Origin of the sequence: Halosolutus gelatinilyticus, assembly GCF_023028105.1 — an archaeon.
GTDB classification, from domain to species: Archaea; Halobacteriota; Halobacteria; order Halobacteriales; family Natrialbaceae; genus Halosolutus; species Halosolutus gelatinilyticus.
In genome coordinates this window covers 262,523-280,981 of record NZ_CP095491.1, presented here as the reverse complement: position 1 = coordinate 280,981, position 18,459 = coordinate 262,523, and the positions used below count along the sequence as shown (strand labels likewise).

Below are 18,459 nucleotides of genomic sequence, written 5' to 3'. Positions count from 1 at the left end.
GACTCCCAGTTGCTGGGAACCGGTAGCGCGGTTGATATCCACACCCGAACATCGTCCTCACGAGGCCGACATGCGATCGAAGAACACACCGGGCCGCTCCCCTCACCGCGAGATCCTCGCAGTGCTCGCCGAGTCTCAGCCGGCGACGATTTCGGAGTTGGCCGCGTCGCTCGACGCGCACCCGATCACCATCGAGCGCCACTGCTACGATCTTCAGCAGGACGGCTACGTCCGCCAGTGTATCGGCGGGACGTTCGCGCTCGACGAGAACGCCCGGTGCGAATCGCCAGCAGCCGATTGAGCGAACCGAATCCCCTCAAAAAGAGCGCTGCGATCCCATAGCACAGTCGTCGCTCTCGCGCCGGTTCGCGTCGGAGCGGCCTCGTCGATATCGGTTTCATTCTCGCTCGACGTCCCGGACCCGATCGCGGCGCTCGACGTTGCCGGAATCGGAACGCGAGTCGGGCCGATCGGCCGCCGAGTCGATGCCCAGCAGTTCGTTGGTCGCACACGCGAGGCAGTAGTGATTACGACCCTCCGACCGCGTGACGATCGGAATCCCCGCGATCGCATACTCCTCGCGGTACCGCCGAATCAGTCCCCGATCGATCGGGTCGCCGCAGTCGACGCACCGTTCCGAACGGCCCTCGTCGGTTCGGATCATTCGCCGTTCGACGGTCCGGACCCGGCCGAACCGCGTCAGCCGGTGACGGCGATCGAGGCGGCGCCGAACCCCGGGATTGATGAACAGTCCGATCGCGACGAATACGAACGCGAACCCGAGCATGAAGAGGGTAAACAGCGCCCGAGTTCCGGTGAATCCGTCCTCAGCCACCGCGGAGAGAACGCTCCAGGTGAGCAAGCTACCGGTGCCCACGAACGTCCATCCGAGAACGGCGTAGAGGTACGCGGAGATGGTGTCCGCCAGTCCGACTGCACTCGACGATCCGGACGTCACTGATACTGATAATATCGGCTCAGTGAAAATAAGTCTACGGAATCAGATCGCTTCGGAATCCGCCCGGCGCGAGCGCGATTCGCGATCTTGAACCGCGACCTCAAGTTCAAATCGCGATCTCGAACCGCGACCCGAATCGCCGTCTCGAATCGCGGCCGCGGTTCGTCGGCGGCTCCGGGCCGCTCAGACGAGTTTCCGGAGGAGTCGATACCCCGCGTCGCGCAGCTGGTCGGGCAGGAACCGGCTGTACACGCCGAGCTGTCCGAGCGGGCCGACCGGGTAGCGCGCCGGCGGTTCCGAACACGTGCCAGCGTCGACGATCGCCGCCGCGACGTCGTCCGGCTCGGAGGCGAAGGGACCGCCCGTGCCGCCCCCGATCAACTGCGCGTCCTCGTAGATCTCGTACAGTTTCTCGTAGGCCGGCGTTCGATCGGTCTCGGGGAGTTCCTCGTCGACGCGATTCGTGAAGTTCGTCTCGACGGGGCCGGGTTCGATCAGGACGACGTCGATGCCGAACTCGTCGACTTCGGCGCGCAGCGAGTCGCTCATCGCCTCGAGTGCGTGTTTCGAGCCGGAATAGGCGCCGGAGCCGGGGAAGGAGATCCGGCCGGCGACGCTCGAGACGTTGATGATCCGGCCCTCGCCCTGGGCGCGCATGTGCGGCAGCGCGGCGCGGGCCAGCCGGTGGGGTCCGTAGACGTTGACGTCGAACTGGCGGTGCAGATCGACCGTGGAGACGTCCTCGATCGGTCCCATCTGGGCGTAGCCGGCGTTGTTCACGAGACAGTCGATCGCCCCGCCGACGTCGACGGTCTCTTCGACGACGGCGGCGACTTGATCGGGATCCGTGACGTCGAGTTCGAGCGTCGTACAGCCCGCGTCGGCGAGATCGGCGATGTCGTCCGGGTTGCGAGCGGTCGCGAACACCTGCCAGTCCGCCTCGAGAAACGCCGCGGCGGTCGCACGGCCGATGCCGGACGAACAGCCGGTGATCAGGACGCACCGTTTGCGCGTGTAGCGGTCGTCGTCGATCGTCTCCGCTCGCGTTCGGTCGCGATCGTCGGCGACGGCGCGGCCCCCGTCGTCGGTATCTGCTTCCTCGGCGTCCTCAGCGATGGCCATGCGCGAGTGGTTCGTGTGGCGACACCTAAGTAGCGACGGTTTGTCGCGCTCGCTGGTGGGTCACGATCGCAGGAACGTCGCGGTCGATCCGCGCGATCGAGTTTCAACGGCCGTTGTACACATACGCAGTAAAAATTATTATTCATGGGAGACTATACGAATACAACCGTGACGAGCTCAGATTGGCCGACCGACGAGACCCCTGCCGAATCGACGCGTGCTTCGGACGTCGAAGCGCCGAACTGCTCGCTTTCACTCGACGCCGTCTTCGAACTGCTCTCGGACGAGCGCAGTCGGCGGCTGCTCTACGTCCTGTCCGATCTCGACGGAACGGCGGCGATCGACGACGCCGTCGAACATCTCGCCGCCAGCGGGGACGAACCGGCGGGTACCAGCCCGGCACCCGCGGCGAAACGGTGCGTTCGCACCGCACTCCACCACGCTACGGTCCCGCGGTTAACCGACTACGGCGTCGTCGACTACGATCCCCGAGGCGGGGTCGTGACGCTCACCGAATCCGGCGACCGGCTCCAGCCGTACCTCGCGGTCGCTCGAGAACGCGACCGGGCGGACGGCCGATCGGTTCTCGGCGGGGCCACGAAGACGGAGTGGTGAGTTCGTCCGGCGGGCGTCCATTCGCGGGCGATCCCGCGATCGCACTCGCCTTCGGTCGCGAACGCCGGATCGCGGTCCTCGACGTCGCCGCAGAAGGTACAGTCGGTTCCCGCGTCCGTCCTCTCGAAAGCCGGACGGAAGCCGGCGTCCCCGGTTCGGCTCGGCTCGACCTCACTCGACGCGGTCCCGCTTCGCTTCGTCGGCGTAGCTGTCGGCGAGTCGCACCGGTTCGGGGAGCTTGTACGACGTCGCGAGCGCGAGGGCGACGTCCGCGGCGACTTCGGGGCCGACGCGGTGGCCCGGGCTCACGTAGAGCGGGTTGATGTACCGATCGGGCGAGTCGTACTGGCGGGTCTGGACGGCGTACCCCAGGAGGGTTCCTTCCGGCGCGTCGACCCGCGCGTTCGCCTCGATCGCGACCCGTTCGCCTTCCGGCAGGTTCTCGACGGTCGATCGCGGCCGGCCGCAGAGGAGGCTCTTGGCGACGCCGATACACGGCGCGTCCAGCACGACGCCCATGTGCGTCGCGATCCCCGCCTGCCGGAAGTGGATGCGGCCGCTGCCGTCGAACAGCAGCAGCTCGGGATCGACGGACAGCGCTTCGAGCGCGGCGAGGATCGGGCGGCCCTCGCGGAAGGAGAGCAGCCCTGGGATGTACGGGATTTCGAGGGGCGTCACCGCGTAGGTGCGTTCGATCACCTCACCGCCCTGCATCGCGACGACGGCGCTGAGCGCGCGGTCCTGGTCGCCCTCCTCGTTTTGCAGGAACGACTGGTCGACCCCGACCACGATCGGTGGCTCCTCCTCGCTCGCGGCCGACGCCAGCGGGTTCGAGAGGCGATCGGGGTCGATCGCGTGATCGTCGGTGAACACGGCGGTCTCGGCGATCTCGCGCTGGAGATCCTCCATCTCCTCGCGCGAGAGTCCGGCGTCGGGGACGAGGTCCGGTCGAACGGGTTCCATCGATGGTGTGCGTAGCAGGCCCGAGAAAATCAGTGTCCGGGTTCTCCCGATCGGCGTTCGAGTGTAGCGACTTCCGTAAGCGAGTATCTGATACTGAAAACACCACGAAAGCCCCACCCGCGATGGCTTACGCGCCAGACGGTACGGGCGGGGCTTTCGTGGTGATCTCGATCGGCGTGTGAGAAGCGGACCGATCGAAGGGATCAGAACCGGCCGCGACCGGGACCGCCGGGGCCGCCAGGGCCGCCCGGACCGCCCGGGCCGCCACCGCCGAGTTGGAACTGATTCGGGGCGCGGACGTTCTGCGTGCGCTTGACGTACTCGCCGTAGCCCAGTCCGATCACAAGGCCGATCAGGTGTGCGCCGTGAGCAATATTGCCGCCGCCACCGGTGCTGAGGAAGAATACACTGAACACCGCGTATCCGCCGGCGAGTACCCAGATCGGAACGGGGAGAATAAAGTATAGGTACACTTTGAGGTTCGGGTTCAGGATCGTGAGTACGCCCATGATCGCGAGCGCTGCACCGCTGGCTCCGACGACGCCCGGCGTAAACGGAGTTATCGTACTGGCCTGTAATATCTGGATGGTGATTTGGCCGAGACCGGCGAGCGCACCGCTAACGAGAAAGAGGATAGCGAAATCTCGCGACCCGACGTACCGCTCGACGAGCGGTCCGAAGAAGAATATCACGATGCTGTTTCCGACGATGTGGTAGAAGCCGCCGTGTGCAAAGATCGAGGTAAACCACGTCCAGACGTACTCTGGATAGTAGGGCCGCAAGACGAACAGGGTTTGCATTAACTCCGAATTGATGGAGCCAATGATGATTTGGAGTCCAAATGTGAGCCACATCAGCGCGAGGAACGTGTACGTCATGTTCCCGCGGAAGTACCCCAGCGGGCCGCCGGGACCGGTGTCGATCGGGAGCCTGTCCGAGAGACTCTTCGATCGCGACGTGCTCCCTCCGTTCACGGAATCGTCGAACCCGCTGTCGAAGACGCCCTTGGGGTCGTTCCAGTTATTGAGCGCGGAGCAATCGTGATTCTCCGGCAGGCGGTGCTCCGCGCAGTAGGTCCCGCCGCAATGCCGACAGTTGTACGGCATGCTTTCGTTTTTCCCACACACGTCACACGTGGCCATTGCATGGGGGTATGCATGGCACAGCTAAGGGATTTGGGGTTTACACCGGGCGATGCCGGGTTCGACGGGGCGAATCGGGCCGATCGTCGGGACGAATCGGGCGATAGCGACCGGCTGAGCCGAACCGATCGCGGGGTGAACCGAACCGATCGTCGGAACGGGGCGGATCCCCGAATCGACGGACGTTTTTTGACGATTCGGCCCGCAGTTCGTGGTGTGCAACCGTACGAGCGCAAGCAACTGCTCGAGCGCGTCGATCGCGAGGGCGCGACCGTCGGCGCGGACATCCCGAAGACGATCGCGGTGCAGGGGGAGGAGATCGACCTCCGGCAGTTCGTCTTCGAGATCAAGCGCCGCGAGACGGTCCCGCCCGGCGAGCGCGACCGCGTCGAGCAGGCCAAACGGAACCTGCGGCGCGAGCGGCTCGAGCGCCTCGAACTGATCGAGGAGGGCGACATCACCCGCGAGGAGGGCGAGGAACTCGCCCGGAGCATCATCGGGATCGATCGGGCCCTGAACGCGCTCCAGAGCCTCGGCCCGACTGACCTCGAGCGCGAGCAGAAAGCCAACCAGGCCGCCGACACCAAACGCTGGATGTCGTTCCTGAAGCAGGCGCTGGGCCGCGACGACAGCGCGAGCGCGCGGAGGGGTCCCTGATGGCGACGAACGCCGAGATCGCCGGCCGGTTCGAGGAGTTCGCCGACCTGCTGGAGGCGAACGACGTCGAGTACAAACCCCGCGCGTACCGCCGTGCGGCCGACAACATCCGCGCCCACCCGTCGCCGATCGCCGACTACGTCGACGCCGACGACCGCGAGTCGATCGAGGAGATCGATGGCGTCGGCGACGCGATCGCCTCGAAGGTCGCCGAGTACGTCGAGACCGGCGAGATCGAGGAACTGGAGGAGCTGCGCGAGGAGCTGCCGATCGACGTCGCGGACATCACCCGGATCGAAGGCGTCGGTCCCAAGACGGCCGGAACGCTCTATCGCGAGCTAGGGGTCGAGACGCTCGACGATCTGGAGGAAGCCGCCGAAGCGGGACGGATTCAGGAGGTTTCGGGCTTCGGCCCGAAGACCGAGCAGAACATCCTCGACAACCTCGAGTTCGCCCGATCGGTCGGGCAGCGCCAACTGCTCGGCGAGGCGCGGCCGCTCGCCGACGACGTGCTCGCCTTCCTCGAGTCGGTCGACGCCGTCGAGCGCTGCGAAGTGGCAGGCTCGATCCGCCGGTGGCGCGAGACGATCGGCGACGTGGACGTACTCGCCGCGACCGACGCCGGCGAGGACGTGATCGACGCGTTCGTGAACTGGGACTCGGTCGACAGTGAGATCGAGTCGGGACCGGAGAAGGCGAGCGTCCGGATCGGCGAGATCCGAGTCGACCTGCGCGTGGTCGTCCCGGCGGAGTTCGGCTCCGCGCTCCAGTACTTCACGGGCGGCAAGGACCACAACGTCGCCCTGCGCAACTACGCGATCGATCGGGGGATGAAGCTGAACGAGTACGGCGCCTTCGACGTTTCGGGCGTCGAGGACCACGAAGCCGGCCAGCGCGTCGGCGAACGCGTTGCCGGCGAGACCGAGAAAGGCATGTACGAGGCGCTGGGCCTCGAGTGGATGCCGCCGGAACTGCGCACGGACTCCGGCGAGATCGCCGCCGCGGCGGCCGGCGAGTTACCCGACCTGCTCGCCCGGGACGACATCCGCGGCGACCTCCACGCTCACACCGGCTGGTCGGACGGGAACAACACGATCTCCGAGATGGTCGAGGCCGCCGAGGCGCGCGGCTACGACTACCTCGCGATCGCCGATCACGCGGAGGGGCCGGGCGTCGTCGGCGGTATGGGGCTCTCCGACACGCAGATCCTAGAACAGGTCGAGGCGATCCGCGAGGTCGACGCCGCAGCCGGCATCGAGGTCTTCGCCGGTATCGAAGCGAACGTCGACGCCGCTGGGGAGATCGGCCTCTCCGACGAGGTGATCGACGCGCTCGACGTGATCGTCGCCTCGCCCCACAGCGCGCTCGATCAGGGCTCCGATCGAGCGACCGAGCGACTGATCCGCGCCGTGGAGAACCCCGCTGTGGACGTTCTCGGCCACCCCAGCGGCCGGTTGCTCAACGAGCGATCGGGCCTGGAGTTCGACGCGTCCGCGCTCGGCGAGGCCGCCGCCGACTCGGGGACCGCACTCGAGGTCAACAGCAACCCGCACCGACTCGACCTCTGGGGCAGCGCCGTCAAGGCGGCGATCGAAGCCGGCGCGACGATCGCGATCGACACCGACGCGCACACGACCTCGACGCTTGAGTACATGCGCTGGGGCGTCCACACGGCGCGTCGCGGCTGGGCGGAACCCGCCGACGTGATCAACGCCTGGGAGGTCGACGAGTTGCGCGATTTCCTGCACTGACTCGATCGCCGCCCGTCTCCGATCGTCTTCGACCACCTCATCGGCTCACGATTCACCATGCAACTTCTCCTCGACGTCATGTGCGGCGGCCTCGACGCCTACCTGCGGATGTGCGGTCACGATACGGTCTACGCCGGCGATCGGGGTCTCGAAGCCGACGACGACCTGCTCGCGGTCGCCCGCGACGAGGGCCGGGTGGTGATCACCCGCGACGTCGAACTCGCGGGCCGGCCCGACGACGCAATCCTGCTCGAATCCCGCGAGGTTGAGGGGCAACTTCGAGAACTCGCGGACGCGGGAATCGACCTCGCGCTGGCGACCGAACCCGAGTTCTGCGGTCGCTGTAACGGCCCGCTCGATCGGGTTCCAGAGACCGCACCGACGCCCGAGTACGCGCCGGACTCCGCGTCGATCGACGTCTGGCGGTGTATCGAGTGCGGCCAGCACTTCTGGCGCGGGAGTCACTGGGATCGCGTGGCGCGAACGCTGTCTCGAATCGACGACGGCTCGAACCGGTGACGACCGGACACTATCGGCATGATCCGACCGGAACGTCTTCCGTATCGACGGTGATGACAGAGACATGCCAGAGGATACCGATCGCCTCGACGAGGCCGGCAAACAGGCGGCGTACATCACCAACGAGTGGAGCGACGACCCCGCAATCATGCAGACGCAGGCGCTGTGCTACGTCGGGTTACAACTCGAACGCATCGCGGACGCGCTGGAGGATCAGTAGCCGATCGCACCGCCGAACTCAGTAGACGCCCGCGTCGTCGAACCGGCCGTCGTAGGCGATGTGCTGGGGGTGGGTCGCCTCCATCCCCGAGAGAAAGAACCGATCGACCTTCTGCCAGGTGTTCTCGTAGCCGAGGTGGGCGAGTTCGGCCGCCGTCGTCCGGACCCGTCGCCAGCCGTTCTTGTAGACGACGCGGCGAGGGACGCCGTCGGTCAGGGCCTCCACGAGGTCGGCTTCGGTTTCGAACCGCTCCTCGAACGCCGTGTAGGCGGCCCCGATCGAACTCGGGAGGTGCGCGTACGACGACGTAAACGGCGGCGCCGACAGTCGATCGGCGATCTCGCGGGCGCGGCGATTGTGTATCGGCAGGTGTTTCGGGTTGAAGATCTCGATCGCGTCGATCGCGTCCGCGTACCGGTGGAGGTCCGCCTCGGTGAGGCTCACGTTAGCGAACTCCGGGTGCGGCGCGAGGACCGTCGCGCCCTGGCGCTCGAACTCGGCCATCGCCGCCTCCAGCGAGATGAAGTCCGGGATGGGATCGTCGAGTCCGAGTGCGAGGACGTGTTTTCGATCGCTCCACGGCCCGGTGAACACCTCCCGGGCGGGAACGACCAACAGGTCGTCGCTCGAGTAGGCCGCCGCGCGCTCGCGGATCTCGGGCAGGCGTGTAAAGTGCGGTGCGTAGACGATCGCGTCGAGCCCGGCACGCTTCGCGCGTTCGACGATCCGGTCGTCGAGCACCTTCACGTGACAGTCGACTCGAAACTCCCCTCCATCACTCACGAGTATCGTCATCTTTCGAGAGTACCGAGTTATGGATTCTGATTCGGCGGCCGTCCGCGATCGGACGATCGCAATCCGGCGCTCGGTTCCGACGAATCGGTCGAACCCATCGTCGGGGCGATCGAAGCCGACTCCGGACGGTCAGCGATCCGGACGTCTCTGCGTCGTACTTGAAGAACGAATACGACGGGACGGAAATCGTCTGTCGAGCGATCTAACGGACGCTCTCGGCGCCGGACGGCCGTTTCGATCGAGTGCTCGCAGCCGAGCTGCAGGTGTGAATTCGGGCCGACGAAGCGGTATCAGTCGCGTGTCATCACTGACCACTGAAACGACGAAAAGACCAAGAGGTCAGCCCGTCGACTACCGAGAGAATGGCCTGGCAATGTGGCATCGGCGGCTGCGGTTCGGTGTTCGAGGACGTCGAGTCGGCGGTGGTCCATCAGGCGACCGAACACGAACGCCGCGAGTGCAAAGTCTGCGGAACCATCGTTCCGGACGGCTACCTCGCGATCCGCCACACCTTCACCGAACACAGTCGTGCCGAATACGTCCGCGCCTACGGTGCCAGCTCCGAAGCGGTGCGAGAGCGCGAGGAACTCCTCGACGAGATCAACGAGGTCGCCGACCTGCAGGCGATCGCGAACGAACTGAAGCGGTAGTCCGTTTCGATCGGCGGACCCGAACGGGGAACGGGGCTCATCGAGGGAGTCGTGCGGCTACGGATACGAACCGCTTTGCGGGCGCGTTGCGCCTCGAGTCCCCTCGCTTCGCGAGGCTGTCGCTTCTCGAAAAATTCGGGTCAAAACGACCTCGGCAGGGGTAGCGAGCGCCGAGTGAACCGACTCGCTATCGCTCGTCGGAATCGAGCACGCGAATCTGATCGCCTCGCACCGTCACCGGAATCGGAACCGTCGCCTCGTACAGTTCGACCGTCACCTGATCCTTGCCCTCGTCGATGCGCTGAACCTGCGCCTTCTCGCCTTTGAACGGGCCAGCGATGAGCTCCACGATGTCGCCCTCGGCGATCCCCTCGACGTCCGGCTTCGGCGAGAGGAAGTGCTCGACCTCGGAGATGTCGGACTGGCCGGGGACGATGCTCCGCGCGTGCGGGATGTCCTCGAGGACGCGCTCGAGGACGGCGTTGCCGTCCGCTTCGACCATCACGTAGGAGGTCAGCGAGTCGGGGGCGAGCGCGGCGTGGATCTCCGACTCCTCGCGATTGATGATCATATCGGCGACGGTGCGCTCCTGGCTGGCCGTGGTCTTGACTGCGTAGATGCCCATCAGGCACCACCGGGGAGATACAGCATGACGGCGCCGATGAGGAACCCGATGAAGCCGACGAGTACGATCCCTGCGCCGGCGATCTTCGACACCTGGAGGAACTCCTCGGTCGTGGGTGTCGTCGCCATTTTCAACACCCGAACGTACGAGGTGAGGTCGTACGGAACGTCCATATCTACCCTTTTACAACGGAGGGTCTTTTATCTGTCTTTCGTCTCCGCCGATCGATCGCCGGCGACGTTGCACTCGACGGCCCGCCCGACAAACCCCTCGACGACGAACTCCGGCCGTCATGGCCGAAGACGATACCGACAGAGCCGACGAGTACGAGGCGGAACGAGAAGCCGAAATCGAGGACGAACTCGAGCGCATCGATCGGGATCCCGACGAGGTCGACGACGGCGACGACAACCTCGGAACCCAGAACGCACCCCGCGAGGACGAAGAAGAGATAGACGACCTCGAAGATGCAGAGGAGGACCTGAACGAACGCGCGGAGTGAGTCGGCGGCGAGGGTGGAGATCAGCGACGAGGGGCCGGGTCCTGCGAACGAGTGGCGGCCCCGCGGCGCGGTCGATCGCGACTACGGCAGTTCGGTCTCCGGTCGGGCTTCGAGAGTGAGTTCGACCGTCCGGCGCTCGCCGTCCCGGATGACCTCGACGTCGATGGTCTCCCCGGGCGAGGTTTCGAGTGCGAGGACCGACGACAGCCGATCCTGATTCGAGATCTCGTGATCGCCGATGCTGATGATCACGTCGCCGCCGGTCGGGACGGGTTGGCCGTCGACGACCTCCTCGCCGTCGGCCGGTTCGAGCACGCCATCGGCGGGAGAATCCGGAACGACTTCGGTGACGAGCACGCCCCGCGGGCGCTCGAGGTCGTTTACCTCGGCGACCAGCGGCCCGACAGGCAGGACTCCGACGCCCATGTACGCGTGTTCGTACTCGCCGTTCTCGATCAGCGACGGAACGACGCGCTCGGCGAGCGCCGCGGAGATGGCGAACCCGATCGCCTGGCCGGCGCCGGCGAAGACGACGCCGAGGACGTTCCCGTCGAGGTCGACCAACGGCCCGCCGCTATTGCCCGGATTGACGGGCGCATCGGTCTGGATCGCCGCCGGGATCGAGAAGCCGGTCGGACTCGGAAGCGAGCGATCGACGCCGCTGACGATCCCCTGGGAGATCGACGCGTCGAGTCCGAGCGGGTTCCCCAGCGCGACCACCTCCTCTCCGATCACCGGACCGTCGTCGGCGAACGAGAGGCCGTCGACGATGTCCGGGAGGTCGTCGACCGAGAGCACGGCGAGGTCGCTGTGGATGTCCGTGCCGACGATCGAGGCCGTCCGCCACTGTTCGTCGCGAAACTGAACTTCGACTTCGCTCGCGCCGCTGACGACGTGATTGTTGGTTACCAAGTATCCCTCGTCCGCGTCGATCACGAATCCCGATCCGAGTCCGCCGGGGGACTGGGGGCCGCCACCGAACACTCTTATGAGGACGACGTCGTCGATGGCCTCCTCGTAGACCGCCGTGTACTCCCTCCCTCCTTCGCCTTCTGCGCCGTCTTGCTGATCCTGGACTCGTCGCGTCGCAGCGGTCCGGTCCGCTTCCCGCTGAGCGGCCCCGACAGCTGCCGCGGAACTGCCGGTCACGAGCGCACTACCGATCCCGCCGAACGCGCGGAGTACCCCGCGCCGTCCGAGTGTGTCTCGGGTCACGCTGAGACTCACCCCGACGACCCCAATAAAACATTCACCGGCGAATCGCCCCGAACCCGCCGAGAGGGGTGGAAGCGAGATCGGCTGCCGGCCGTCCCGCAACCGCCGCGTCGACGATCGACGCGGTTGCTCACCCGGTTCGAGTCCGAGAGGAGAAGTAGAGATCGTCCCGGCGCGTCGTCGATCGCCCTCGGTAGGGCGGGCTCGATCGAGCGGTCGATCAGGCTTCGTCGAAGAGGTCGTCGCCGTCGACCATGTGCTCTTCGACGGCGTCGAGGTCGAGCGTGAGGCCGAGTCCGGGTTCCTCGGGGATCTCGATGTACCCGTCTTCGATGACGTCCTCCTCGACTAAGTCCTCCCACCAGCCCAGTTCGTAGCTGTGGTACTCGACGGCCAGCGAGTTCGGAATCGCCGCGCCCACGTGGGCGCTTGCGACCGTCGCGACCGGCGAGGAGACGTTGTGCATCGCCACCGGCACGTAGTACTGGTTGGCGACGTCGGCGATCTTGCGGGTCTCGCGCATGCCGCCGACCTTGGGCAAGTCCGGCGCGATGATGTCGACCGCCTGGTTCTCGATCAGGCGCCGCTCCTCGGTGACGCGGTAGCGGTTCTCGCCGACGGTGATCGGCGTCGTCGTCGACTTCGTCACTTCCTCCTGGACTTCGAGATTCTCCGGCGGGACGGGGTCTTCGAGCCACCAGACGTCGTAGTCCTCGATCGCGGCGGCGAGGCGCTTCGCGCTGCCGCCGGAGAACGTCCAGTGGCAGTCGAAGGCGACGTCGGCGCGGTCCTTGACGCGCTCGGTGACCTTCTCGACGATCTCAGCCTTGTGGCGGATCTCGCCGGGGCGGAGGTGGCGGTTCGCGCGGTCCTTCTCGAAGCCCGAGGGGACGTCGAGGTCGAACTTCAGCGCGTCGTAGCCGAGCTCCTCGACGACGCGCTCGGCCTCGTCGGCGCAGGCCTCGGGATCGGCCTCCTCCTCGGTGTGGCAGTCGCAGTAGACGCGCATGCGGTCGCGGTACTTGCCGCCGAGCAGCTGGTAGGCCGGCACGTCGAGGATCTTGCCCGCGAGGTCGTGCAGGGCGATCTCGATGCCCGAGATGGCGGTGACGGTGACGCCCTCGATGCTCCCCTCGCCGGACATCTTCTGGATCAGGTGCTCGTAGAGGCGATCGATGTCGAGCGGGTTCTCTCCGATAACGAACGGTTTCATCCGCTCGATCAGTTCGGGAACCCCCGCGCCCCAGTAGGCCTCGCCGGTGCCGACGATGCCGGCGTCGGTGTAGACGCGGACGAGCGTCCACGGGAAGTTCCCGTCGACCATCGTCGTCTGGACGTCCGTGATCTCGGCGTCGCGGCCGCCGCCTCGTTTGGCCGTAACTCCCATCGTGTCCGCGGAGAGGTCCCGCATGGTGTACTCCGCGTTCGGGTCGTGCAGTTGCGAATAATCGACTCCCATGGCCCAAATAGTTACTCGAAAGCTGGTAATAGTTTCTATCTCGACGGCCAACGACGGGGCGAAAACGGCGATCAGTGGCCCTACACGTCTCGAAAATATAAACCCCAGGTGGGTCGGCTCAGGCCGACGCGAACTCGATCGCGGTCTTGATGACGTCGTCGTCGGTTTCGAAGGCGGTCTCGAACTCGTCGAGCCCGTACACTCCGGTGACCAGATCGTCGGTGAACGAGCGCGGAAGTTGACTGAGCGTATCGACGGCGGCCTCGAAGTGGCCGCGGTGGGAGTTCACCGTGCCGAGGAGCGCCTTGTTGTGGAGCACCAGCTCTCGGTGGAGCCGCCCGCCGTCGACGTCGAACTCCCAGGGTCCCGGAACGCCCAGCAGGACGCCGACGCCGTTCGGCGCGAGCGCCTCGATCGTTTCGAAGGCGTGTTTCGCGTACCCCGTCGCCTCGTAGACGACGTCGACGGCCTCGTACTCGTCGGGAATCTCGGAGACCGGCGTCTCCCGGGAGTCGACGTACGTCGCACCGAGCGACTCGATGATGTCGATCGACGGATCGGGCCGGTCGCGCCGCCCCAAACAGTAGGTTCGATCGATCTCGAGGACGTCCTCGAACATCGCGAGCGTCAGCAGGCCGAGCGAGCCGTTGCCGAGGACGAGCGCCGACTCGGGCGACCACTCGAAGGCCGATCGGGAGGCGGCGGCGTGGTCGATGGCTTTCTCGCTGATGCTGATCGGCTCGACGAGGAATCCGAGCGCGGCGAGGTCGTCGGGAACGGAGACGAGAAACTCGGCCGGGCTGGTGAAATACTCGGCCATGAAGCCGTGGTCGCCGACGATACCGCGCTCGACGTACTCGCCTTCGGGAGCCATGTCGGGTTCGCCCCGTTCGAAGTACTCGTTGGTCCCGTTCGGCGCCCGTCGGACGGTGGGAACGACGCACTGTCCTTGCTCGAGGTCGGTCCCGTTCGGGTCTTCGACGACGCCAACGGCCTCGTGGCCGAGGATCAACCGGTCTTCGCCGTCGGGAAGACCGCCGTGGTGGCCCGCGATGACTTCGTGGTCCGTTCCGTCGACGCCCACGCGGAGCGTCCGGACGAGCGCCTCGCCCGGCCCGGGTTCGGGTCGGGGTATCTCGACGAGGTCGGGTGTTCCAGCTCCCGGTTCGACTGCGATTGCTTTCATACCTCTAGCATGGCGGGCCGATGCTAAAAGATTTATCCAATACGTAGTAAACATTCGAACAGTGTGCGATGGTCGCCGACGCGGGGCCGCTCCCGCCTGATCTCCGCGCCTCGGACGGAAACGGTCCGGCGATTCGGCTCCCCGACGCGCGTTCGACCTCGCACGACCGGGATCTCCGTCGACCGTCGGCTCCGCTCGATCGTCATTCCCACACGACAGTTCAGGATTCTCGTCTTTCAGCGCGATCGTGACAGCGATATTAGGGGGAGGACGTGATAGCACGCGTCATGCGGAGACGGGGGTATCTCCTCGCCGGGGGGAGCGTCGCAGCGACGATCACGGGCGCCGTCGCGTCGATCAGACGGCATCTCGCGGAGAAAACGACCGCCGTCTTTCAGGACGACGATACCGTCGCCGTACGGATCGTCGAGACGAACGCACCGGTCGACGCCGGAGCGCTGCTCGAGGTCGCGATCGAAGTCGAAAACAGGGGCTCCGCGGCGATTCGGCCGGACATCGAGTGCTTCTTCGACGGCGAGCAGCGATCGACCGTCAGGACGACGATCGATCCCGGCGAGACGAAAGTCCTCGACGACTTCTCGTTCTACACCGTTCCGACCGGCCGCGACGACGCCGTAACGGTGCGGTTCGAAACCGAGGACGACGCGGCCGAGCGAACCGTCGACGTGCTCGCGATTCCGGACCTCGATCCGGCCCAGACGAGCCCCGACAGGGAGCTAACGGTGCAGCCCGGAACGTCGGTACTGTTCGAAGTCGAATCCGAGGTGCTCGGCGAGTACGGCGGCGGAACGCGGTGGTTCGTCGACGGTGAGTTCGACGGACAGTCGATAGGTCCCTGGTATAGCGCGTACTACGGCCACCGGGGCGCGGATCACTGGCGGACGTCGTTCGAGTCGACGGGCACCTACGAGGTGGCCGCGGCCATCGGCGGCGAGGACGAAACGTACCGCGCGACGTGGACGGTCCGCGTGACGGAGTCCGGGACCCAAGGGCCGGTCGTCGCGGGCCGCGAGCCGAGCGAGGAGGCGATCGAGGCGGTCCGCGGCGAGCCGATCGAACTCGCGCTGGAGATGGCCCATCCGGACGGGGGCCTCGATCGAGTCGTCTGGTGGCTCGGACACGCGGACGCCGTGCTCGGAGAAAGCGAGGTGAGCGGCTCCAAGGACACCGCGACCCTGGAGCTCGATCACCACTGTCACGGCTGCCCGATCGTCACCTGGGTGATCGACGAGAACGGGGCCGTGACGTCCGAATCCCCGTGGATAATCGAGTCGGTCGTCGACGACCCCGACGGCGAGGTCGACGTGACGATCGTAGAGACGAACGACCCGGTCGACACCGGCGCCGTCCTCGAAGTGACCGCCGAACTCGAAAACGGCACCGCGTCCGCCCTCGAGCGAGAGGTCGACCTCGTCGTCGGCCACGACCCGGAACTGGTCGACAGTCGATCGGTGACCGTCGAGAGCGGCGCGAGCGAATCGATCCTACTGGAGTTTGCGACGGCTGTGGTCCGACGAACGCAGACGTTCCCTGCCCGAGTCGAGACCGAGGACGCCGCCGACGAGGTGGCGGTCGAAGTGATCGGAACGGAAGACGACGATGCGGAGCCGAGCGCGGAACTGGCCGTCGCCGACCAGAAGGGCGACGGCGAGACCCTGCTCGTCGAGCGCGCGACGGCCGACGTCGAATTCTCCGTCGAGGCGGAGTACGGCGGTGCGAAGATCGAAACCGACGCGTTTGACGCCAGGGAGATCGTCGAACCGGCCGAGATCGAACTCGATCCACCGGTCGCGGACGACACCTCGATCGAAGTGCGCGTTCTGGCGGCGGAGACCGGCGACGAACTCGCGGCCGAGACGATCGCGTACGCCGCCGACGCGCCCGAACCGTCGTTCGAAATTTCGAGCGTCGAGACGGCCGACGAAGTCACCGCCGGCGACTCGATCGACGTGACGGTCGAGATCGAGATCGTCGGCGGGAGCGCTGGCGAAACGGACGTCCGGTTGGATATCGGCGATCGGGAGAGCGTCGACAGTGAGTCGGTTTCGATCGCCGCCGGTCGGACCGGCGCGGTCACCCTGACGTACTCGACGACGGCGGAAGACGTCGGCGACGTCCTCGTCACGGCGAGCACGCCGGACGACTCGACCAGCGTCGTGGTCTCGGTGCTCGAACCGGACGAATCCGAAAGGGACGCCGCCGAGAGAGACGATTCGTCCGGTGACGGTTCTGACGAGGGCGATTCTGGCGGCGACGATTCCGACGGAGGTGACTCCGACGGCGCCAGTTCCGACGAGGGCGATTCTGACGGAGAGCGTACCGACGGAGACGGAGCCAGTGGGGCCGATTCTACTTCCGACGGCTCGGGCTCGAACGGTTCGGAGTCGGACGAATCGGATTCTGACGCTGCGGCGTCCGGCGGTTCGGAGTCGGGATCGGACGGAACGGACGGCGCCGAGTCGGGATCCGCGGCCGGCGACGCAGACGAGTCGGGGTCCAGCGCCGAAACCGCGGAGTGACCGCCGTCACTCGTCGAGTCGGCGAACGGTGATCGACTCGGCTCCGAAGTCCTCGAGGAACGCGCCGCTCCCGCCGACGGCATACCGATCGCCGTCGATCTCGATCGAGAAGGCGTTCTCGATCGGGTGCGTCGAGGTCACGGGACGGACGAGGCTCTGGTGGACGTCGACGATTTCGCCGGTGAGCGTCGCGGGCTCGTCGTCCTCGACGAGCGGCGAACCGGTGACGGTCGCCTCGAGCCGGGCGCCGCCGGACCGGTGAAGGGCGATCTGGAAGACGGCGTGTCGGAACCCCTCGTACGTCTGCGGTAACTCGCCGGGGGCTTTGACGTACCGCTCTTCGGCCATCGGCCAGTAGTTCGCGAGGAACGACCCCGCGAGCACGGGCGCGAGTTGCTCCTGGGAGATCGAGACCGCCCTGGTGTCGCTCGTCGAACTCGCGAGCATCTGGCCGGGTGCGAGCAGGCCGTGGTGCCGATCGACGGTCAGCATCGTCGGGACGAGCGCCTCCCAGGTTCGGACGGCGCTCGCGATTCCGGAGAGAGACGCGACGTCCTGGCTCCGCGTCTCGGTGCCCCCGAGCAGGAGGAGAACGAGCACGCCGCGGTCCACCGTTTCTTTGAGTGTCGACCGAACGCGGGGGAGCACGTCCGCTGGCACCGAGAGCAACACCTCGGTCCGAGCGTTCGAGAGCAGCGTCTCGATCCGTTTCAGGACCGTCTGCCGCGATTTGATCACTTCGAACTGCTCGCCGGTGCGATCGGTGGTCGTGTACCGCGATCGGAGTTCCGGCTCAATCCGCTCGACGCTGTCCGTGAGTTTCTCGACGACGGTCTCCGGATCGACGGGCCGGATTACCGTCGGGACGGCGTGATCGTCGACCTGGACGAACCCTCGCTTTTCGAGCCCCTCACTGATGCTGTAGACGTACCGCTTCGAAACGTCCGCCGCGTCGGCGATCGCACTGGCCTTCGATTCGCCGTGTTCGAGGATCGCGAGATAGGTATCGATTTCCTTGGCCGAGAGACCGAACCCCTCGAGGAGCCCGGCGAGGTCGTCCACATCCATGAATATCTAGTATATCACGAATTTCCGACCATCGTTAAAGATTCCCACTACGGCGACTCCGCGCCGAACCGGACCGCCGCCCGATCGACATCCGAATCAAGTGTTCGCGGGGCCGACTCGCGCCGGCCCCCCGGAGAATGCCGATCGACTGGCTGCGCCGAAACTAGGCCGTTCAGTCTCCGGTCTCGTACGTATCGTACTCGGTTCGGCTTACTCTCCGGCGTCGATCGCGGCGAACCAGCCCCGAAACGTGAGCAGGTACGAGGCGACGGGTGCGAGCACCACCAGCGGAACGGCGTACGAGAGCATCGTGAACGGATCGGGCGGAGCCGCGATCGTCGCGGCCATCACCGCGAGTACGGACAGCATCAGCGTTGTGTGCAGAAACCGCCGGGCTGCTCGGGACTCCATGTGCGAACGTGTTCGACGATCGAAATAATCTTTCCGCCCGATCGCTTCGGTCACGCGTCGA

At 66.2% G+C, this 18,459-nt stretch carries 21 protein-coding genes; 9 read left to right on the top strand and 12 right to left on the bottom strand.

The window, feature by feature from the left end; all coding sequences use genetic code 11:
* Nucleotides 1–70: 70 nt before the first annotated feature.
* A complete protein-coding gene (locus tag MUH00_RS01440) occupies nucleotides 71–301 on the top strand; it encodes a helix-turn-helix domain-containing protein (RefSeq protein WP_247001949.1) in 231 nt (76 codons plus the stop codon).
* A 96-nt stretch (nucleotides 302–397) separates the two neighbouring features.
* Here the strand turns inward: MUH00_RS01440 and MUH00_RS01435 are convergent, their stop codons facing one another.
* Both MUH00_RS01435 and MUH00_RS01430 read right to left on the bottom strand, forming a co-directional pair.
* Nucleotides 398–958: a DUF8108 domain-containing protein gene (locus tag MUH00_RS01435; protein WP_247001947.1), complete on the bottom strand. Its 561-nt coding sequence runs from the start codon at nucleotides 956–958 to the stop codon at nucleotides 398–400.
* 183 nt (nucleotides 959–1,141) lie between these two features.
* On the bottom strand, nucleotides 1,142–2,080 hold the full coding sequence (locus MUH00_RS01430; protein ID WP_247001945.1) for an SDR family oxidoreductase: 939 nt from the start codon (nucleotides 2,078–2,080) through the stop codon (nucleotides 1,142–1,144).
* A 168-nt stretch (nucleotides 2,081–2,248) separates the two neighbouring features.
* Here MUH00_RS01430 and MUH00_RS01425 point away from each other — a divergent pair, with 168 nt between their 5' ends.
* A complete protein-coding gene (locus tag MUH00_RS01425; protein ID WP_247001943.1) occupies nucleotides 2,249–2,695 on the top strand; it encodes a DUF7344 domain-containing protein in 447 nt (148 codons plus the stop codon).
* A gap of 171 nt (nucleotides 2,696–2,866) precedes the next feature.
* Here MUH00_RS01425 and MUH00_RS01420 read toward each other — a convergent pair whose 3' ends face one another.
* Both MUH00_RS01420 and MUH00_RS01415 read right to left on the bottom strand, forming a co-directional pair.
* Nucleotides 2,867–3,658 (bottom strand): endonuclease V, encoded by a 792-nt coding sequence (locus MUH00_RS01420; RefSeq protein ID WP_247001941.1) that lies wholly within the window; start codon nucleotides 3,656–3,658, stop codon nucleotides 2,867–2,869.
* Nucleotides 3,659–3,861: 203 nt separating this feature from the next.
* Nucleotides 3,862–4,800, bottom strand: coding sequence for a rhomboid family intramembrane serine protease (locus tag MUH00_RS01415; RefSeq protein WP_247001939.1), 939 nt, complete (start codon nucleotides 4,798–4,800; stop codon nucleotides 3,862–3,864).
* Nucleotides 4,801–5,016: 216 nt separating this feature from the next.
* On the opposite strand from MUH00_RS01415, the gene MUH00_RS01410 reads away from it, so the two are divergent.
* The 4 genes from MUH00_RS01410 (at nucleotide 5,017) to MUH00_RS01395 (ending at nucleotide 7,947) form a co-directional block, all read left to right on the top strand.
* Nucleotides 5,017–5,457 (top strand): DUF5788 family protein, encoded by a 441-nt coding sequence (locus MUH00_RS01410; RefSeq protein WP_247001937.1) that lies wholly within the window; start codon nucleotides 5,017–5,019, stop codon nucleotides 5,455–5,457.
* Nucleotides 5,457–7,208 (top strand): DNA polymerase/3'-5' exonuclease PolX, encoded by a 1,752-nt coding sequence (polX, locus tag MUH00_RS01405; RefSeq protein ID WP_247001935.1) that lies wholly within the window; start codon nucleotides 5,457–5,459, stop codon nucleotides 7,206–7,208. The genes MUH00_RS01410 and polX overlap by 1 nt, the downstream gene beginning before the upstream one ends.
* A gap of 57 nt (nucleotides 7,209–7,265) precedes the next feature.
* Nucleotides 7,266–7,727: a Mut7-C RNAse domain-containing protein gene (locus MUH00_RS01400; protein ID WP_247001933.1), complete on the top strand. Its 462-nt coding sequence runs from the start codon at nucleotides 7,266–7,268 to the stop codon at nucleotides 7,725–7,727.
* Nucleotides 7,728–7,791: 64 nt separating this feature from the next.
* A complete protein-coding gene (locus tag MUH00_RS01395; protein ID WP_247001931.1) occupies nucleotides 7,792–7,947 on the top strand; it encodes a hypothetical protein in 156 nt (51 codons plus the stop codon).
* A gap of 18 nt (nucleotides 7,948–7,965) precedes the next feature.
* Here the strand turns inward: MUH00_RS01395 and MUH00_RS01390 are convergent, their stop codons facing one another.
* Nucleotides 7,966–8,742, bottom strand: a complete 777-nt coding sequence (locus MUH00_RS01390; protein ID WP_247001929.1) for a PHP domain-containing protein — start codon at nucleotides 8,740–8,742, stop codon at nucleotides 7,966–7,968.
* Between the two features lie 362 nt (nucleotides 8,743–9,104).
* On the opposite strand from MUH00_RS01390, the gene MUH00_RS01385 reads away from it, so the two are divergent.
* Nucleotides 9,105–9,392 (top strand): DUF7565 family protein, encoded by a 288-nt coding sequence (locus MUH00_RS01385; RefSeq protein ID WP_247001927.1) that lies wholly within the window; start codon nucleotides 9,105–9,107, stop codon nucleotides 9,390–9,392.
* A 187-nt stretch (nucleotides 9,393–9,579) separates the two neighbouring features.
* Here MUH00_RS01385 and MUH00_RS01380 read toward each other — a convergent pair whose 3' ends face one another.
* The gene (locus MUH00_RS01380) at nucleotides 9,580–10,017 is read right to left on the bottom strand and encodes a transcription elongation factor Spt5 (RefSeq protein ID WP_247001925.1); all 438 of its coding nucleotides are present in this window, start codon (nucleotides 10,015–10,017) and stop codon (nucleotides 9,580–9,582) included.
* Nucleotides 10,017–10,190, bottom strand: a complete 174-nt coding sequence (locus MUH00_RS01375; protein ID WP_247001923.1) for a protein translocase SEC61 complex subunit gamma — start codon at nucleotides 10,188–10,190, stop codon at nucleotides 10,017–10,019. Before MUH00_RS01375 ends, MUH00_RS01380 begins: the two co-directional genes overlap by 1 nt.
* Before the next feature lie 119 nt (nucleotides 10,191–10,309).
* On the opposite strand from MUH00_RS01375, the gene MUH00_RS01370 reads away from it, so the two are divergent.
* The gene (locus MUH00_RS01370) at nucleotides 10,310–10,519 is read left to right on the top strand and encodes a hypothetical protein (RefSeq protein WP_247001920.1); all 210 of its coding nucleotides are present in this window, start codon (nucleotides 10,310–10,312) and stop codon (nucleotides 10,517–10,519) included.
* An 81-nt stretch (nucleotides 10,520–10,600) separates the two neighbouring features.
* Here the strand turns inward: MUH00_RS01370 and MUH00_RS01365 are convergent, their stop codons facing one another.
* The 3 genes from MUH00_RS01365 to MUH00_RS01355 all read right to left on the bottom strand — a co-directional run bounded on the left by MUH00_RS01365 (nucleotide 10,601) and on the right by MUH00_RS01355 (nucleotide 14,379).
* On the bottom strand, nucleotides 10,601–11,734 hold the full coding sequence (locus MUH00_RS01365; RefSeq protein WP_247001918.1) for a S1C family serine protease: 1,134 nt from the start codon (nucleotides 11,732–11,734) through the stop codon (nucleotides 10,601–10,603).
* A 220-nt stretch (nucleotides 11,735–11,954) separates the two neighbouring features.
* Nucleotides 11,955–13,193 (bottom strand): mandelate racemase/muconate lactonizing enzyme family protein, encoded by a 1,239-nt coding sequence (locus MUH00_RS01360; protein ID WP_247001916.1) that lies wholly within the window; start codon nucleotides 13,191–13,193, stop codon nucleotides 11,955–11,957.
* Between the two features lie 118 nt (nucleotides 13,194–13,311).
* Nucleotides 13,312–14,379, bottom strand: coding sequence for a glucose 1-dehydrogenase (locus MUH00_RS01355; protein WP_247001914.1), 1,068 nt, complete (start codon nucleotides 14,377–14,379; stop codon nucleotides 13,312–13,314).
* Between the two features lie 287 nt (nucleotides 14,380–14,666).
* Between MUH00_RS01355 and MUH00_RS01350 the strand changes: the two genes are divergently transcribed.
* The gene (locus MUH00_RS01350) at nucleotides 14,667–16,919 is read left to right on the top strand and encodes a COG1361 family protein (RefSeq protein ID WP_247001913.1); all 2,253 of its coding nucleotides are present in this window, start codon (nucleotides 14,667–14,669) and stop codon (nucleotides 16,917–16,919) included.
* 6 nt (nucleotides 16,920–16,925) lie between these two features.
* Here MUH00_RS01350 and MUH00_RS01345 read toward each other — a convergent pair whose 3' ends face one another.
* On the bottom strand, nucleotides 16,926–17,987 hold the full coding sequence (locus MUH00_RS01345; protein WP_247001911.1) for a TrmB family transcriptional regulator: 1,062 nt from the start codon (nucleotides 17,985–17,987) through the stop codon (nucleotides 16,926–16,928).
* A gap of 210 nt (nucleotides 17,988–18,197) precedes the next feature.
* Nucleotides 18,198–18,398, bottom strand: a complete 201-nt coding sequence (locus MUH00_RS01340) for a DUF7534 family protein (RefSeq protein ID WP_247001909.1) — start codon at nucleotides 18,396–18,398, stop codon at nucleotides 18,198–18,200.
* Nucleotides 18,399–18,459 lie beyond the last annotated feature (61 nt).

Coding starts and splice junctions, on each gene's coding strand:
- MUH00_RS01440 (WP_247001949.1), top strand. CDS start 71: ATGCGATCGAAGAACACACCGGGCCGCTCCCCTCACCGCGAGATCCTC.
- MUH00_RS01430 (WP_247001945.1), bottom strand. CDS start 2,080: ATGGCCATCGCTGAGGACGCCGAGGAAGCAGATACCGACGACGGGGGC.
- MUH00_RS01420 (WP_247001941.1), bottom strand. CDS start 3,658: ATGGAACCCGTTCGACCGGACCTCGTCCCCGACGCCGGACTCTCGCGC.
- MUH00_RS01415 (WP_247001939.1), bottom strand. CDS start 4,800: ATGGCCACGTGTGACGTGTGTGGGAAAAACGAAAGCATGCCGTACAAC.
- polX (WP_247001935.1), top strand. CDS start 5,457: ATGGCGACGAACGCCGAGATCGCCGGCCGGTTCGAGGAGTTCGCCGAC.
- MUH00_RS01400 (WP_247001933.1), top strand. CDS start 7,266: ATGCAACTTCTCCTCGACGTCATGTGCGGCGGCCTCGACGCCTACCTG.
- MUH00_RS01395 (WP_247001931.1), top strand. CDS start 7,792: ATGCCAGAGGATACCGATCGCCTCGACGAGGCCGGCAAACAGGCGGCG.
- MUH00_RS01390 (WP_247001929.1), bottom strand. CDS start 8,742: ATGACGATACTCGTGAGTGATGGAGGGGAGTTTCGAGTCGACTGTCAC.
- MUH00_RS01385 (WP_247001927.1), top strand. CDS start 9,105: ATGGCCTGGCAATGTGGCATCGGCGGCTGCGGTTCGGTGTTCGAGGAC.
- MUH00_RS01380 (WP_247001925.1), bottom strand. CDS start 10,017: ATGGGCATCTACGCAGTCAAGACCACGGCCAGCCAGGAGCGCACCGTC.
- MUH00_RS01375 (WP_247001923.1), bottom strand. CDS start 10,190: ATGGACGTTCCGTACGACCTCACCTCGTACGTTCGGGTGTTGAAAATG.
- MUH00_RS01370 (WP_247001920.1), top strand. CDS start 10,310: ATGGCCGAAGACGATACCGACAGAGCCGACGAGTACGAGGCGGAACGA.
- MUH00_RS01360 (WP_247001916.1), bottom strand. CDS start 13,193: ATGGGAGTCGATTATTCGCAACTGCACGACCCGAACGCGGAGTACACC.
- MUH00_RS01355 (WP_247001914.1), bottom strand. CDS start 14,379: ATGAAAGCAATCGCAGTCGAACCGGGAGCTGGAACACCCGACCTCGTC.
- MUH00_RS01350 (WP_247001913.1), top strand. CDS start 14,667: ATGCGGAGACGGGGGTATCTCCTCGCCGGGGGGAGCGTCGCAGCGACG.
- MUH00_RS01345 (WP_247001911.1), bottom strand. CDS start 17,987: ATGGATGTGGACGACCTCGCCGGGCTCCTCGAGGGGTTCGGTCTCTCG.
- MUH00_RS01340 (WP_247001909.1), bottom strand. CDS start 18,398: ATGGAGTCCCGAGCAGCCCGGCGGTTTCTGCACACAACGCTGATGCTG.